The organism is Dickeya parazeae Ech586 (assembly GCF_000025065.1).
In the GTDB taxonomy this organism is placed as follows: domain Bacteria; phylum Pseudomonadota; class Gammaproteobacteria; order Enterobacterales; family Enterobacteriaceae; genus Dickeya; species Dickeya zeae.
The window spans coordinates 3,893,749-3,907,962 of record NC_013592.1 but is presented as its reverse complement, the minus strand read 5'-3'; the positions used below and the strand labels follow the sequence as shown (position 1 = coordinate 3,907,962).

The window sequence follows — 14,214 nt, the reverse complement described above, 5'->3', positions numbered from 1 at the left end:
ACGCAACGGGAGGCTACGGCAGATTCAGAGTTTCAACGCATCGATGACCATTCTCAGTGCTGGTGACACATTACGGTGAGGATAATAAAGGTGTAATCCTGCCAGACGGTGGCTATAACGCTGTAGTACCCGGATAAGCGTTCCTTGTTCCAGATCGGGAGTCACCAGTTCCTCTGGAACATAAGCCAGCCCCAATCCAAGCCGTGCAGCCGCGGCTTCCATATAGCTGTCAGAGAACACCCATTGCCCTTGTGGTTTGTGCCTCAACGGTTTGCCATCCTGCCAGAGTTCCCACTGATAGAGGCTGCCGTCAGCGAACTGATAGGCAATGCAAGGATGTACCACCAAATCTGCGGGTGTCTGCGGAAAGCCGTAATGGCGAAAGTGATCCGGCGTCGCTACCACGACCATCTCCATATCCGGCGTGATCTGCACCGCAATCATGCCTTCATCGACTTCGGGGCCTAAGCGGATACCCGCATCGAACCGTTCGTCAATGATGTTCACAAAACGGCTCTCGCTGATGAGCTCCAGTCGAATATCTGGATAGTGCAGCCTGAATGTCGCCAGTTTCGGTAGCAGCACCTTGTCGATAGCGTGTTGGCTGGCATTAATACGCACCGTACCTGATGGGGTATCGCGGAAATGGGCGAGGGTGGCCAGGCCCAGATCAAGCGAATCGAAACCCGTCAACGTGGTACGGTACAGCTGCTCTCCTGCCTGTGTCAGCGACAGTTTGCGCGTGGTGCGGGTCAATAACTGTACACCCAGTCGAGTTTCCAGCTCTCGTATGGCCCGGCTGACCCCTGATTGTGTCAGCCCTAGTCGGGTAGCGGCCTTAGTGAAACTGCCTTCGCGCGCTACCAGCATAAACAGGTAGAGATCATTGTAGTTTTCTCGATTCGCCATCGTCATGCGCCTTTACGTGTGAGGGCGGTGGGTATCACTTGCCACCAGTCTGGTTGGGCTATTCATAACAAAAAATCATTAATGTTATCAAATAAAACCCTCTAATCATCACTACACGTACTAATTACAATGCTGCTCGTAGGCTAGAAAAACGCCAGTTACCCACCCGGACTGCAAAACAATTATTTGTTTTTAAGGAGCTTTTTCATGAATATCCTCCCAAGGAAAATGACGGCTATGGCCTCTGCCTTGTTGTTGGGCGCGGCATTGACCGGCGTTTCCGCTATGAGCTATGCCGACAGCACGAATCCGAATGAACCTGTTTCTATGGTGACGCAGTGGGATAAAACCTTTGCACAAAGCAGCAAGGTTGATCATCGCAAGGTCTCATTCCAAAACCGATATGGCATTACGTTGGTTGGCGATCTCTATCTCCCGAAAGACAGGGGGGAGCGCAAACTGGCCGCTATCGCGCTAAGCGGACCATTTGGTGCAGTGAAGGAGCAATCAAGCGGTTTGTACGCGCAAACCCTTGCCGAACGTGGCTTTGTCACGCTGGCGTTTGATCCGTCTTACACCGGTGAAAGCGGCGGTGAACCGCGTAATGTGGCGTCGCCAGATATCAACACCGAAGATTTCAGCGCCGCCGTTGATTTTCTCGGCCTGCAAAAAGAGGTCGACCGTAACCGCATCGGTTTGCTCGGCATCTGTGGCTTTGGTGGTATGGCGTTGAATGCGGCTGCGGGTGACACACGCGTGAAAGCGGTCGCGACCAGCGTGATGTACGACATGAGTCGTGCGATGGGCCATGGTGTTGGTAATGGTCAAGATCGTTACACCACCGCTGATCGTCGCGCGGTGCTGAGATACCTGAACGAACAACGCTGGAAAGACGCGCAAAGCGGTACGATTGCCCGTTCCAACCACGATATTTATGTCGATAAAGATGGCCGCGTTACCGCCGCCGAGCGCATCTTGCCGGAGACATTGCCAGCGAACCCTAACCCGGTACTGGTCGAGTTCTTTGATTACTACCGCGTGCCGCGCGGCTTCCATGAACGCTCAATTAACTCCAACGGTGCGTGGAATACCACCATGCCGCTGTCGTTTATGAATATGCCACTGCTGAGTTATGCCAGTGAAATCACCATTCCGACCTTGATAGTCACGGGTGAAAACGCCCACTCGCGTTATTTTGCTGAGGGGGCTTTCAAGGCCGTTGGCAGCAAGCAGAAAGAGTTGGTGGTGGTACCCGGTGCTAATCATGTGGACTTGTATGACAACCAGGCTGGCAAGATCCCGTTTGCCAGGTTTGAGCAGTTCTTTAACACCAATCTGAAGTAAGGGTGGTTCTGGGCGGCGGGTGAATTCCTGCCGCTTGGTTATCGCGTCCGACACCCGGTGTTGTGATCCTATTGCGGGAGTGACGGGGATGGCTGTATCTGCATGCAACACGACGGCGGCGTTCCTGTTGGCCATCGTCGCTCTGGTTACTGTGGTGGGGGCGAGCATCTGCTCATCTGAGGTAAACGCCAGCGTGTTAACCGCCGACGCAGGCTACCGTATCGAGAACCCGACGGTGAAAGGCACTATGAACATCAAGATGACTCTGGCAGGCGGGACCCTCATCGCCACACTGGACGATAGCCCGAGCGCCAGGGATTTTTTCTCTATGCTACCGCTGACGCTGAAGCTGGAGGACCATGCCGGTACCGAGAAGATTGCCTATCTGCCGCGAAAATTAACCACGCAAGGGGCACCTAAAGGCATCGACCCCGACGTCGGCTATCTGACGTATTACGCGCCATGGGGAAATCTGGCCATTTTTTATCAGGATTTCGGCTATTCAACCGGGCTGGTCAAGTTAGGGCGAATTGAATCAGGCATGACGTACCTGACTGCTCATCCTTCCGCGACCGTCATCATTGAGGCCGTCAAGTGACTCAATATTCAGAGTTATACCGTTTTTAGCTGTAGGTAATGTTATGACATCTCCTCACTTACTGCCGGATGCTCCCGGTTTTGTGGCGGCGAGCACCGGGCGGTGGTCCGCCGTTGGTGCTATGTCGCTGTGCGTGGCGTTATTGATTGCTGCCGAGTTCCTGCCTGTCAGCTTGCTGACACCGATTGCCGATGACCTGGGGGCCAGCGATGGTATGGCGGGCCTTGCTATCTCGATTTCCGGCCTGTTTGCTGTGCCAACGAGCCTGGTGATTGCCTCGCTTTGCCGCACATTGGACAGACGCCACGTACTGATGGGGTTAGCAACGCTGATGTTAATCTCGTTGGTGGTGATTGCTCTGAGCCCCAATTTTGCGGTGCTGATGGTGGCGAGGGCATTGCTTGGCATTGTCATCGGCGGGTTTTGGGCGCTGGCCGCGGCTACGATTATGCGTTTGGTTCCGGCCGAGTCTGTTCCTAAGGCTCTGGGTATTATGTATACCGGAAATGCGGTAGCGACGGCGTTTGCTGCGCCGATCGGCAGCTATTTGGGCGGCATCATTGGCTGGCGTGGGGTATTCTGGCTGTTGACACCGCTGGTGGTTGTCAACCTGTTGTGGATGGCGATCAGCGTGCCATCGATGCGTTCGACATCACGGCCAGAGAATCCATTTCGGCTGATGCAGCGCCCTAATGTGCTCTTTGCCATCGTGGGCGTGATGCTGACCTTCGCCGGTGCTTTTAGCGCTTTTACCTATTTCCGCCCTTTTCTGGAAAGTTACACCCACGTGAGCCTGCCACAGCTATCCTCGTTGTTGCTGGCGTTGGGCCTGGCTGGTTTTGTCGGTACCACGGCAGTCAGCCTGATGTTGAGCCTACACCTGTACCGGATGTTGCGCTGGTTGCCGTTGGTGCTGGCTATTATCACGCTTTGCCTGCTGGCGGTTGGGCACCTTTTCTGGAGCGCGGCACTGACGCTCATCCTCTGGGGGATGCTGAATTCAGCGATTCCGGTTGCCTGGTCGGCCTGGATTACTCAAGGGATGGAGGATTCCCCCGATAGTGGTGGTGGATTAATGATTGCCGCCATTCAGCTGGCAATTACGCTGGGCGCAGCGCTGGGGGGATGGCTGCTGGATACGCTTTCTATTAGCGCTACATTTATGGGGAGTGCCTTGTTGCTGGTCATTGCGTCACTGGTGGTCGGCAATGGTGCGCGGCTCAAGCCCGTTTAAATAATTCGTTGCTCCCATGCTGAGAATCCGAGGCGCTTTGCGCGCCATTCAACCTTTGTCGAGTGTTTGGCTCGTCAGTAAACGAAGAACCATGCCGACTATTGACGCCGGTTTACAGGAGATAATTTATGATCAAATCCGTGAAGGCATATGCTGCTACCTCGGCCAGTACGCCCCTGGTGTTTCATCCCATCACACGTCGCCAGAGGCGACCAGACGATGTGGAGATCGACATTCTTTATTGTGGCGTATGCCACTCAGATCTGCATACGGCACGCAATGACTGGGGATGGAGCAGCTATCCGATTGTGCCGGGCCATGAGATCATTGGTCAGGTTGTTGCCGTTGGCGAGCATGTCACCCGGTTTAAGGTCGGCGATCGCGTCGGTGTCGGGTGTATGGTGGACTCTTGTGGGCATTGCGAAGCCTGTCAAGAAGGCCACGAGCAGCATTGTGCTGAAACCGCCACGTACACCTACGGTGCCATTGACCGCATTGATGGTAGCATGACCCAAGGGGGGTATTCGGAAAAGGTTGTCGTCAAACAGGATTTCGTCGTGAGCATTCCTGATAACCTTGATCTCCGGGGCGCTGCACCCTTGCTGTGTGCTGGCATCACGACCTGGTCCCCACTCAAAAATGCCAAGGTTGGTCCCGGTAGCCGTGTCGCAGTGGTCGGGCTGGGAGGGCTTGGCCACATGGCGATTAAACTGGCCAAGGCTTTGGGAGCCGACGTCACCCTGTTTACCCGTTCATCAGGCAAAGAAGAGGACGCCTATCGTCTGGGAGCCGATCGCGTGGTGATATCGACTGACGCTGAGCAGATGGCTCAGGTCGCCGGCCATTTCCATCTCATCGTCGATACGGTGCCTTATGTACACGATGTTAACGCCTATATCCCCACTTTGCGTTTCAACGGCTCGCTGGTGCTGGTCGGGTATCTCGGCCCACTTGACCCGACGCTGAACACCATGCCGATGGTGATAGGGGGTAAGGCTGTCGCTGCATCGATGATCGGCGGGATCGCCGCAACACAAGAGATGCTCGATTTCTGTGGTGAACATAACATCGTGTCGGATGTGGAAGTGATTCGTATGCAGGACATCAACGAAGCGTACGAGCGAATGCTGAACAGCGATGTGAAATACCGTTTTGTGATAGATATGGCGTCTCTTAACGCACAGGATTAAGTCATCCCTGTCGGCGGGCCCTCGGTGTGAGGGCCCCATTTTTAGTGATACTGATTTTCTCACGCTCTGCCGACGGCTATGCCCGTTGAGTCAGGGCGTGTAGACATAATCATTCAGGGTGTGCAGTGGCACATGTAGCGCGTCGTCGTTGGCAAAGGCGGCCAGCAGATAGTCCGGGGCGGCGACCAATACCATGCCAAGTCGACAAATCGGACGCGATACCAGCCCAGAGTCTGCGATTTGCCCACCTCGAATCGCCAAATCGTAGCCGTCTTTGACCAGATCAATAACGCGGTCATCAAAGTCTACTTCTATCGTCCGGGAAGGGTAGCGCATCTGCAGTCCTGACAGTACCGGTAACAGATGGTCGTGGCCGAATTCTGCACTACACGAGAGACGTACATGACCACCAATTTCAGCACGTTGTTCGGCCAGCACATCGACAGCGGTGCAATATCTATCTGGTCGAAGGGTTACCGTTCCCTGCCGACGCCTGAGAACCCATATTGCTATCCATCTCTTTTATTTTCTAAGGAGTTACAATGAAAACGCTGGTAATCGTCTCTCACCCGTATCCTGAACAATCTTTTTGAGGCGATGGGGAAAAGCCAGAGCGAGCTTGGCGAATTCCAGCGTGCTTTTATCGACTGTCTCCATTCTCCGCTTGCTTCACGGCAATCGGTTTAAATTGACTTAACATCTTCCTGGCTAACGCGTCTGTAACCTTGGTATGAAAGGGAATACCTATTTCTCTGGTGGTAAGAGAGGTTTGGTATGATCTCTTTTGCTGCATATAAATGTGGGTGAATTAATTCATTCTCTCTGGTTTTTATTTTTTTTGAAAAATAATAAATATTTTCTTCTTGAAAAAATGATTATTCAGGCCAGACTTATAACGAGTTTTAATTTATACCCATCGTATTTCTTTGTTGCAGGTGTGTTGACTGTTCTCATGTCTTTCGCATATATGTGCTGAGATGTGGTCGTTATTGGCTTACCTTCAGTTAGGATTGTTTTGGGTATATAGGTGGACGTAATCTGAATTTATTCAGATTACGGCATTTATTTCTCTGAAAATGATAGCTCTGTGAGGTCGTAATGAGAATCAAATATATGATGTTGATGGCTATTGGTGCAATGGTATCAGTGTCTTCATTTGCGGCAGTCAACGATGTGCCTAAAGGTGCACTGGTAGTGCGTTATGGCGCAGCCAATATGGATGAGAATTATAAAAATCAGGATGGTTATCCGGGAAAATTGCAAAACGTTTCCGCCCTGTGCTCTCAAGCGAATTCAGGCGTGGATAGCGCGAAAGTCAAAGCATTAATTATGACAGATACCAAACATCCCAACCCGTTGAATCAGGCCGGTGCCACCAATGCGTCAACACTGATCAATAAAAATGCGACAGTAACGAAAGATCCGCTTCCCGGTAATCCCAATCATTGCCTGATTAATAATATTGAGTTGAAAAATATCAAAGGTGCGTGGCAAATGTTTGCCAATCCGTTGAACTAATCACCTCATCTGAGATAAATCATTAATGGGGAGTGTTATTTACTCACCCCATGAACCACCGATAACCGGTTCATGGGGCTATTGTTTATCGCTGCCCTTCAGATGTCCTTCGCGTTTTTTCCTACGGCTTATGCTTGCACATCAATATACAGCGCATCGTAACGCCAATACTCGCAGTCACAGTCGATAATACGGTCATGCTGATCCCGGTTGATGCGGGTGATAAACAGCGACGGGCTGCCGGGGGCGAGCTTTAATACCGGTGCCGCCACCGGTGGCAGCGGCGAGGGCAGCATGATGAAGCGCACCCGGCCGTAGCGAATATCGTACTGTGACTGGTAAAGCTGGGTGAGCGAACGGGTCAGGTCGCTATTGAGCAGACCCGGAAACCAGACCGGATTCAGGTAGTGTTCCACGTACAACACCGCGCGCCCATCAAGGCGACGCAAACGGCGGATACGGTAGATCTCCGCGCCTTCCTCCAATTCCAGATGACCGGCAATGGTCGCATTTGCCGCAACGACAGTCGCTTCCAGTACTTCGGTAGCGGCTTTACGCCCCTGTTTTTCCGCCATTTCATGAAAGTGACTTCTGTGCAGCGGATTATAGCTAAGCCGCGGCGGTGAGATGAACCAGCCGCGCCGCAGTTCCCGGTAAATGATGCCTTGCGACTCCAGCAGCGTGAGGGCTTCGCGCAGGGTGATACGGGTGGTGGAAAACTGCTCGCTGAGCGCCCGTTCGGACGGCAGTCGGCCACTCGTGAACTCGCCACGATGCAGGCGCTCTCGTAGCGCGTCAGCAATCTGGATAACGGCGGTCGGTTGTATTTTCGTCATCGTAAAAAGCCTTGATATTGTGCAGCCTGCACCATAGCAGGGATTGTTGACTATCAGGTTGCCTGTCTGTCGGGGTGATGCAAATTGCACGCCGACAGGCATCCGATGCCGTCCACACGCGTTTACAGACCGGCGTTGAAACCTTCTCGTCATCTTGCCGACATGAAAACGTCATCGCCGTGTGCTGAATTGGCGTACTTATTGCTGGACTAGACCAGCAGAGTATCAGACCAACAGCGTATCACTCCCCTTGCTATGGAGCATCATGATGAAAAAATTGTTGTCTTCTGTGTTAATCAGCAGCGCGTTGTTTTCGAGTGCCGTTATGGCACAGGACCTGGCAGCGTTAGAGAAAGCCGCTCGTGCTGAAGGCGAAGTTAACAGCGTCGGCATGCCGGACAGCTGGGCCAACTGGAAAGATACCTGGAACGATTTAAGCACCAAATACGGCCTGAAACACAGTGATACCGATATGTCTTCCGCGCAGGAGATCGCCAAATTCGCCGCAGAGAAAGAGAACGCCAGTGCGGATATCGGCGACGTGGGCGTGGCTTTCGGCCCGGTTGCGGTGCAAAAAGGCGTGAGTCAGCCGTACAAGCCGACCACCTGGGACCAGGTGCCTGCCTGGGCGAAAGACAAGGACGGCCACTGGGCGATGGCCTACACCGGCACCATTGCGTTTATCGTCGATAAGCAGCAGGTGAAAGACATTCCGCATAGCTGGGCCGATCTGCAAAAAGGCAAGTATGTGGTGACCATCGGTGACGTCGGTACCGCGTCTCAGGCGTCAAGCGGGGTGCTGGCGGCCAACTTCGCATTGGGGGGTAACGAGAAAAACCTGAAGCCGGCGCTGGATTTCTTCGCCAAACTGGCTAAAGAAGGTCGCCTCGGCCTGACTAACCCGGCTATCGCCAATATCGAAAAAGGTGAAGTGCAGGTGGGCGTGGTGTGGGATTTCAACGGCCTGAACTACCGCGACACCATCGATAAAAGCCGTTTCGACGTGCTGATCCCGTCTGACGGTTCGGTTATCTCCGGCTATACCACCATCATCAACAAATACGCCAAACACCCGAACGCCGCCAAACTGGCGCGTGAATACATCTTCTCTGATGCCGGTCAGATCAATCTGGCACGTGGCTATGCCCGCCCGATCCGTGCGCAATACATTACCCTGCCGGATGACGTGAAAGCCAGGCTGCTGCCGCAGGAACAGTATAAAAATGCGCATCCGATCGCGGATGCTGACGCCTGGGATAAGAGCGTGAAAGCGCTGCCGCGTCTGTGGCAGGAAAACGTCATCATCAACATGAAGCAGTAAGCACGCGTTTTGGAGTTCGGGATGAAAACGATTCTGGTGATACTGGACGGGCTGAGCTTTCAGGTAGGTCGTGAGGCCATGGGTTACCTGCAGGCGGAGTGTGCTGCCGGGCGCGGTTACCTCTATCAGCTGGAGTGCGAGTTGCCCTCGCTGTCGCGCCCCTTGTATGAGTGCATTCTCACCGGTGTGACGCCGGTGAAAAGCGGCATTATCCACAACGGTGTCGACCGGCTAAGCCACGAGCGCAGTATTTTCCACTACGCTCGCGAGGCAGGGTTAACAACCGCAGCGGCGGCGTATCACTGGATCAGCGAGCTGTATAACCGTACGCCGTTTGAGGCAGCGCACGACCGTCATACCGTCGAGCCGTCGTTGCCGATTCAGTACGGCCACTTCTACCATGATGACGGTTATCCCGACTCCCATCTGTTTGAAGACGCGGAAAGTCTGCGCCTGCGTTACCAGCCGGACTTTCTGCTGATTCACCCGATGAATATTGACGATGCCGGGCATCGCCACGGGTTGTCCACCCCGCAGTACCGCAATCGGGCACGTATGGCGGACGGTTACCTGTCGCACTGGATGCCGCGCTGGCTCGATGAAGGCTACCAGGTGTTGGTGACTGCCGATCACGGCATGAATGACGACCGTAGCCACGGCGGCATCTTACCGGAAGAGCGCCAGGTGCCGTTGTACGTGTTCGGCGACGCATTCTCGTTGCGACCGGATGCCGCGCCACAACAAACCGAGTTATGCGGCACGGTGTGCCAATTGCTCGGTGTCGCACATGACAAGCCGGTCAGCCGCGATATGCTGGTGAAAAGCGGTGCGGAGGTGCGAGCGTGAAGAGGCGATGGCTGGCAGCGCTGGTGTTGCTGCCGTTTTTGGTGGTGTTTATCGCCTTTCAGATAGCCCCACTGGTATGGATGGCAGTCAACAGCTTCTACAGCGACACGGAAAGTGCCTGGGGGCTGGCTAACTATCAGGATTTACTGACCTCGCCGTTTTATTTGCAGGCGATGCGTTTTTCACTGGATATTTCATTCTGGTCAAGTCTGTACGGGCTGATTATCGCACTGGTTGGCGGTTATTCGCTGCAACAGCTGGGAGAAGGACGGTTGCGGCGTTTTGTGATGTCGTTTGCCAACATGACCAGCAATTTCGCCGGTGTACCGCTGGCGTTCGCTTTCGTGATCATGCTGGGGCTGAACGGTTTTATTACCCTGTTGCTGCGGCAAAACGGGTTGCTTGGTGACTTTACGCTGTATTCCCGTGACGGATTGATCCTGATTTATACCTATTTTCAGATACCGCTCGGCATTTTACTGCTCTATCCGGCGTTTGACGGGTTGCGCAGCGAATGGCAAGAGTCGGCCGCATTGTTGGGGGCCAGCCGCTGGCGTTACTGGCTGCATATTGGCATTCCGGTGCTGACGCCGGCATTGCTCGGCACCTTCGTCATCCTGCTGGCCAACGCGCTGGGGGCCTATGCCACCTTGTACGCGCTCACCACCGGCAATTTCAACGTGGTGCCGGTGCGCATTGCGGCGCTGGTGTCCGGCGATATCTCGCTGGACCCTAATCTGGGCAGTGCGCTTTCCATGCTGCTGGTCGTGTTGATGGCGCTGATTACCGCGATTCACCAATGGCTGCTACGCCGGAGTTACCTCCATGCTGCTCGCTAATTCTGTCACCGGAGGCTGCCATGTCCCAGGCTGAACGCCGTTACCATCTGCTGGTGGTGTGGCTGATATTACTGGTTCTGATGTTACCGCTGCTCGCCACGCTCGGTTACGCGCTGGCGACCGAGTGGGGGGCGACCATTTTGCCCAATGGGTTGACCCTGAAATGGTTTATCGAATTGTGGCGCGATGGCCGCTTTCTGGTCGCGCTGGGCCATTCACTGCTTATCTGTTTTGGCGCGTTGTTGTTTTCACTGCTGTTGGTGCTGCCAGCCATGTTTGTCATCGCCTGGGCTTTTCCGAAGCTCGACGGGCTGATGAACGTGCTGATTTTGCTGCCGTTTGCGGTACCGCCAGTGGTGTCGTCAGTCGGGTTACTACAGCTCTATTCCGCACCGCCGCTGGCGCTGACCGGCACTCCGTGGATCCTGATTGGCTGTTATTTCACGATTGCCCTACCGTTTATTTACCGCGCCATCGCCAACAATATACAGGCCATAAATTTGCAGGAACTGCTGGATGCGGCGCATTTGCTGGGTGCCAGCACCTGGCAGGCGGCGCTGTGGGTGGTGCTACCTAACCTGCGCAAAGGGGTGATGATCGCAGTGTTGCTGTCGTTTTCATTCCTGATTGGCGAGTTTGTGTTTGCCAACTTGCTGGCTGGCACCAACTACGAAACCTTACAGGTCTACCTCTATAACAGACGCAACGACAGCGGGCATTTCACCAGTGCATTGGTGATCTCCTATTTTCTGGTGGTGCTGTTGGTGACCTGGTTGGCCAATGCGCTGAATCGCCATCAATGAATGACGCAATGAGTAAAAAGGAACACGCTGAACATGGCCTACCTTGATGTCATCAATCTGAATAAACACTACGGGCCGACCAGAGTGTTTCAGGATATCCATTTTTCGGCCGACGAAGGCGAGTTCGTCACTTTGCTGGGGCCAAGTGGTTGCGGTAAATCGACGTTATTACGCTGTCTGGCCGGATTGACCTCGGTGGACAACGGCCAGATTCTGCTACAGGGGCGTGATATCGTGCCGCTGTCGCCACAACAGCGCGATATCGGTATGGTATTCCAGAACTATGCGCTGTTTCCCAATATGACCGTTGAAGGCAATGTGGCCTTCGGCCTGAAGATGCAGAAGCTGCCTGCTGCTGAGATTCACAACCGGGTCGAGGAGGTATTGGCACTGGTGGAACTGGGCGATTACGCCCGCCGCTACCCGCATCAGTTGTCTGGTGGGCAGTGTCAGCGCGTGGCGCTGGCGCGTTCACTGGTGACCCGCCCGCGGCTGCTATTGCTGGACGAGCCGTTATCCGCACTGGATGCGCGCATTCGCCGCCACCTGCGTGAGCAGATCCGACGCATCCAGCAGGAACTGACGCTGACGACGATTTTCGTCACCCACGATCAGGAAGAGGCGCTGACCTTGTCTGACCGAATCGTGCTGATGAATAAAGGTGAAATCGTACAAAACGGCGACGCGGAGTCGCTCTATACCCAGCCCGCCAGTCTGTTTGCCGCCGGGTTTATCGGCAGCTATAACCTGCTGAGCGCCGATGAGGCAATGCGCCTGACCGGTGGGCAGTTTGCTGGCCAGGTGGCGCTGCGCCCGGAGTCGGTGCGCTTGTGCGCGCCGGAACAGGGGCTGGCGGGGGACATTATCGGGCACAGCCTGTTGGGGAACGTGGTGCGTTATCGGATACGCGTCAGCGGGGTAGAGCTCTCGGTGGATGTGCTCAATCGCTCGGTCGAGGATTTACACGCCACCGGCAGCCGCGTCGGGGTGCAGATTGACCTGGGCGCGCTGCGTGAGGTGGCGTAATGGGGATTTGCTTGCCGTTCTTCTGCTATTCGACCGATGTAGGGTATGAAGATCAACTGAATGAGAAGCTGGTTGTACGTTGCCTTTCTGAAGCGTTAGTCCTTATCACGTTGTGGTTAGCACCTGTTTGGTAGGCCAATACCTTTCAGGGGCGATGTGTATTCAGGTGAGGTGTGACAGGGTTTTGTACCTGATCGGCGGCAATGTAAGGCTAGGATTGGTGCCACTCAATTGCCAAACGCGAGACACAAAAACCTACAGTTGGTAAATTTCTGACCTTTCAGAATTGTATAGCCCGTCGCTGTGCAAATTGTTGGCGGAAACGTGGCGAATACAGGGATGAGTCAGGGGAGGCTGGCTTCACTTATTATAAAGTGCTATAAGTATAGCTTGTTATTTATCCTCCCTAAATCATGGAATAGATATGGATAAGCGTCAGTTAATATTAAAATCAGGGCTTTCTTTAAGAGAAATTATTTCTTTAAGAAAAAAATACCTGGAGTTTAAAGGTAAGGCTTACAGAAAAGAAGAAAAAATAAAAGATATTGAATCCTTTTCGGATTACATCGCATTTGTTTCTCGGCTATGTTGGAAAGGAATGTATATGATAACTTTCTTCAGCCTTTCTTTCGCGATCTATGATTATTATATTTATGAAGAGATTGTCAGTGCAATGAAAGTGTTTCTTTTACTTTATGCAATCATGTTAGTTTGCGTTTTGAAAAATAATGGCGATTACTTTCATATCAAGATAGGTACGACATTTAAACTGATAATACTCAGAGTTATGTTGGTGTTTAATAAATAAAATCCTTTAATGATGCTATTTCATTTTCTAGATGATGACTATCTTCATATGAATAAATAATCATCATTTGATATGGCTCTTCTACTAATGTTATGTAATGTGGTTCAGTTCTTATCGTTGTGGATATAATTTTCATCTTTAAATTCTGCGTATAATTTATAACCAGAGTTACCGACCATATATAGCTTCATTGCCCGGCTTGCAGCTAAGAACTTTGAATTATAATCTTTGTTTAAAAAATAGAATAACCTATCTGTTCTGGCTTTATCAAAGCGTGATCTCGAAATCAGACGATTGGGGTTTTCTATGAGTACAGGCATGCGTAGTGATGCATATATTGTGAGAGAGATATCTCCCATACTATAAAAGAGATCTCCACGATCACTCTCGTAACCAAGCGTAGATGATAGATATCTATATATATTCCTTACTGGGCCGGATAAGGACTGGCCATTGTGAATTAATGGTGATATAGCTTCGTATGTATTATTAATCCCATGTGCCATCAGCGTAACACCAAGTGATTTGAAATACTTAATATTTAGTCCATTTCCGAATTTTGTTAATTTATATCCTGAGAATGTCTGGAATCCGCCTGAGACTACACCTGATGCAATTTTTGCATATTTTAGTACACCCTGATCTTCAAAGATGTCAGTGACAATATATTTTATATAATCGCCGGTTCTTAATTTCTGATACTCTTTTTCTGTGGACTCTCGTTCTTTTCTTATCTATTCTAAAATAGCATTCTTATCACTAAGCTCTAATGTGGAAGAGGTGATTTTTACGCGGAGTGCATTAATGAAATCATCTATTTCTTTAATGTACTCCATACGAATGGTTTTATCTTCAATGAAAAAAGAAGATGCAAGAAGAGCGATCCTTCTCAGTCGCTCACTCTCATCATAAAATCCATATAGTAAGGCTGCTGCTGTCATG

Annotated in this window: 16 protein-coding genes; 11 read left to right on the top strand and 5 right to left on the bottom strand. The window is 52.2% G+C overall.

All coding sequences use genetic code 11. The annotated features are described in order from the left end of the window. Positions 1-24 precede the first annotated feature (24 nt). On the bottom strand, positions 25-909 hold the full coding sequence (locus DD586_RS17060) for a LysR family transcriptional regulator (protein ID WP_012886062.1): 885 nt from the start codon (positions 907-909) through the stop codon (positions 25-27). Positions 910-1,116: 207 nt separating this feature from the next. Here DD586_RS17060 and DD586_RS17055 point away from each other — a divergent pair, with 207 nt between their 5' ends. The 4 genes from DD586_RS17055 (at position 1,117) to DD586_RS17040 (ending at position 5,275) form a co-directional block, all read left to right on the top strand. Then, positions 1,117-2,253 (top strand): alpha/beta hydrolase, encoded by a 1,137-nt coding sequence (locus DD586_RS17055; RefSeq protein WP_012886061.1) that lies wholly within the window; start codon positions 1,117-1,119, stop codon positions 2,251-2,253. 88 nt (positions 2,254-2,341) lie between these two features. Further along, positions 2,342-2,851: a cyclophilin-like fold protein gene (locus tag DD586_RS17050; protein ID WP_012886060.1), complete on the top strand. Its 510-nt coding sequence runs from the start codon at positions 2,342-2,344 to the stop codon at positions 2,849-2,851. A 43-nt stretch (positions 2,852-2,894) separates the two neighbouring features. Beyond that, positions 2,895-4,085 carry an MFS transporter gene (locus DD586_RS17045; RefSeq protein WP_012886059.1) on the top strand — a complete coding sequence of 397 codons (1,191 nt, stop codon included), beginning with the start codon at positions 2,895-2,897 and terminating at the stop codon, positions 4,083-4,085. A gap of 128 nt (positions 4,086-4,213) precedes the next feature. Further along, on the top strand, positions 4,214-5,275 hold the full coding sequence (locus tag DD586_RS17040) for an NAD(P)-dependent alcohol dehydrogenase (protein ID WP_012886058.1): 1,062 nt from the start codon (positions 4,214-4,216) through the stop codon (positions 5,273-5,275). A 90-nt stretch (positions 5,276-5,365) separates the two neighbouring features. On the opposite strand, the gene DD586_RS17035 is transcribed toward DD586_RS17040, so the two are convergent. Next, positions 5,366-5,713: a LysR substrate-binding domain-containing protein gene (locus tag DD586_RS17035; RefSeq protein WP_041164598.1), complete on the bottom strand. Its 348-nt coding sequence runs from the start codon at positions 5,711-5,713 to the stop codon at positions 5,366-5,368. Between the two features lie 675 nt (positions 5,714-6,388). Here DD586_RS17035 and DD586_RS17030 point away from each other — a divergent pair. Next, on the top strand, positions 6,389-6,793 hold the full coding sequence (locus DD586_RS17030) for a hypothetical protein (RefSeq protein WP_041164596.1): 405 nt from the start codon (positions 6,389-6,391) through the stop codon (positions 6,791-6,793). A gap of 128 nt (positions 6,794-6,921) precedes the next feature. Here the strand turns inward: DD586_RS17030 and DD586_RS17025 are convergent, their stop codons facing one another. Next, on the bottom strand, positions 6,922-7,629 hold the full coding sequence (locus DD586_RS17025) for a UTRA domain-containing protein (RefSeq protein WP_012886056.1): 708 nt from the start codon (positions 7,627-7,629) through the stop codon (positions 6,922-6,924). A gap of 268 nt (positions 7,630-7,897) precedes the next feature. On the opposite strand from DD586_RS17025, the gene DD586_RS17020 reads away from it, so the two are divergent. From DD586_RS17020 to DD586_RS16995, 6 genes are all read left to right on the top strand, one after another. Next, complete coding sequence (locus tag DD586_RS17020; RefSeq protein WP_012886055.1) at positions 7,898-8,950, top strand: ABC transporter substrate-binding protein; 1,053 nt, start codon at positions 7,898-7,900, stop codon at positions 8,948-8,950. A gap of 21 nt (positions 8,951-8,971) precedes the next feature. Then, a complete protein-coding gene (locus DD586_RS17015) occupies positions 8,972-9,796 on the top strand; it encodes an alkaline phosphatase family protein (protein ID WP_012886054.1) in 825 nt (274 codons plus the stop codon). Continuing rightward, on the top strand, positions 9,793-10,635 hold the full coding sequence (locus DD586_RS17010) for an ABC transporter permease (RefSeq protein WP_012886053.1): 843 nt from the start codon (positions 9,793-9,795) through the stop codon (positions 10,633-10,635). The genes DD586_RS17015 and DD586_RS17010 overlap by 4 nt, the downstream gene beginning before the upstream one ends. Positions 10,636-10,655: 20 nt before the next feature. Further along, positions 10,656-11,438: an ABC transporter permease gene (locus DD586_RS17005; protein WP_012886052.1), complete on the top strand. Its 783-nt coding sequence runs from the start codon at positions 10,656-10,658 to the stop codon at positions 11,436-11,438. 33 nt (positions 11,439-11,471) lie between these two features. Further along, positions 11,472-12,464, top strand: coding sequence for an ABC transporter ATP-binding protein (locus DD586_RS17000; RefSeq protein WP_012886051.1), 993 nt, complete (start codon positions 11,472-11,474; stop codon positions 12,462-12,464). 424 nt (positions 12,465-12,888) lie between these two features. Then, positions 12,889-13,272 (top strand): hypothetical protein, encoded by a 384-nt coding sequence (locus DD586_RS16995; protein WP_012886049.1) that lies wholly within the window; start codon positions 12,889-12,891, stop codon positions 13,270-13,272. 104 nt (positions 13,273-13,376) lie between these two features. Here the strand turns inward: DD586_RS16995 and DD586_RS22525 are convergent, their stop codons facing one another. Continuing rightward, positions 13,377-14,006, bottom strand: coding sequence for a DUF4225 domain-containing protein (locus DD586_RS22525; protein WP_080516784.1), 630 nt, complete (start codon positions 14,004-14,006; stop codon positions 13,377-13,379). Continuing rightward, on the bottom strand, positions 14,007-14,213 hold the full coding sequence (locus DD586_RS16990; RefSeq protein WP_041164594.1) for a hypothetical protein: 207 nt from the start codon (positions 14,211-14,213) through the stop codon (positions 14,007-14,009). It abuts the gene before it with no gap. Position 14,214: the final 1 nt, after the last annotated feature.

Coding starts and splice junctions, on each gene's coding strand:
- DD586_RS17060 (WP_012886062.1), bottom strand. CDS start 909: ATGGCGAATCGAGAAAACTACAATGATCTCTACCTGTTTATGCTGGTA.
- DD586_RS17055 (WP_012886061.1), top strand. CDS start 1,117: ATGAATATCCTCCCAAGGAAAATGACGGCTATGGCCTCTGCCTTGTTG.
- DD586_RS17050 (WP_012886060.1), top strand. CDS start 2,342: ATGGCTGTATCTGCATGCAACACGACGGCGGCGTTCCTGTTGGCCATC.
- DD586_RS17045 (WP_012886059.1), top strand. CDS start 2,895: ATGACATCTCCTCACTTACTGCCGGATGCTCCCGGTTTTGTGGCGGCG.
- DD586_RS17040 (WP_012886058.1), top strand. CDS start 4,214: ATGATCAAATCCGTGAAGGCATATGCTGCTACCTCGGCCAGTACGCCC.
- DD586_RS17030 (WP_041164596.1), top strand. CDS start 6,389: ATGATGTTGATGGCTATTGGTGCAATGGTATCAGTGTCTTCATTTGCG.
- DD586_RS17025 (WP_012886056.1), bottom strand. CDS start 7,629: ATGACGAAAATACAACCGACCGCCGTTATCCAGATTGCTGACGCGCTA.
- DD586_RS17020 (WP_012886055.1), top strand. CDS start 7,898: ATGAAAAAATTGTTGTCTTCTGTGTTAATCAGCAGCGCGTTGTTTTCG.
- DD586_RS17015 (WP_012886054.1), top strand. CDS start 8,972: ATGAAAACGATTCTGGTGATACTGGACGGGCTGAGCTTTCAGGTAGGT.
- DD586_RS17005 (WP_012886052.1), top strand. CDS start 10,656: ATGTCCCAGGCTGAACGCCGTTACCATCTGCTGGTGGTGTGGCTGATA.
- DD586_RS17000 (WP_012886051.1), top strand. CDS start 11,472: ATGGCCTACCTTGATGTCATCAATCTGAATAAACACTACGGGCCGACC.
- DD586_RS16995 (WP_012886049.1), top strand. CDS start 12,889: ATGGATAAGCGTCAGTTAATATTAAAATCAGGGCTTTCTTTAAGAGAA.
- DD586_RS16990 (WP_041164594.1), bottom strand. CDS start 14,213: ATGACAGCAGCAGCCTTACTATATGGATTTTATGATGAGAGTGAGCGA.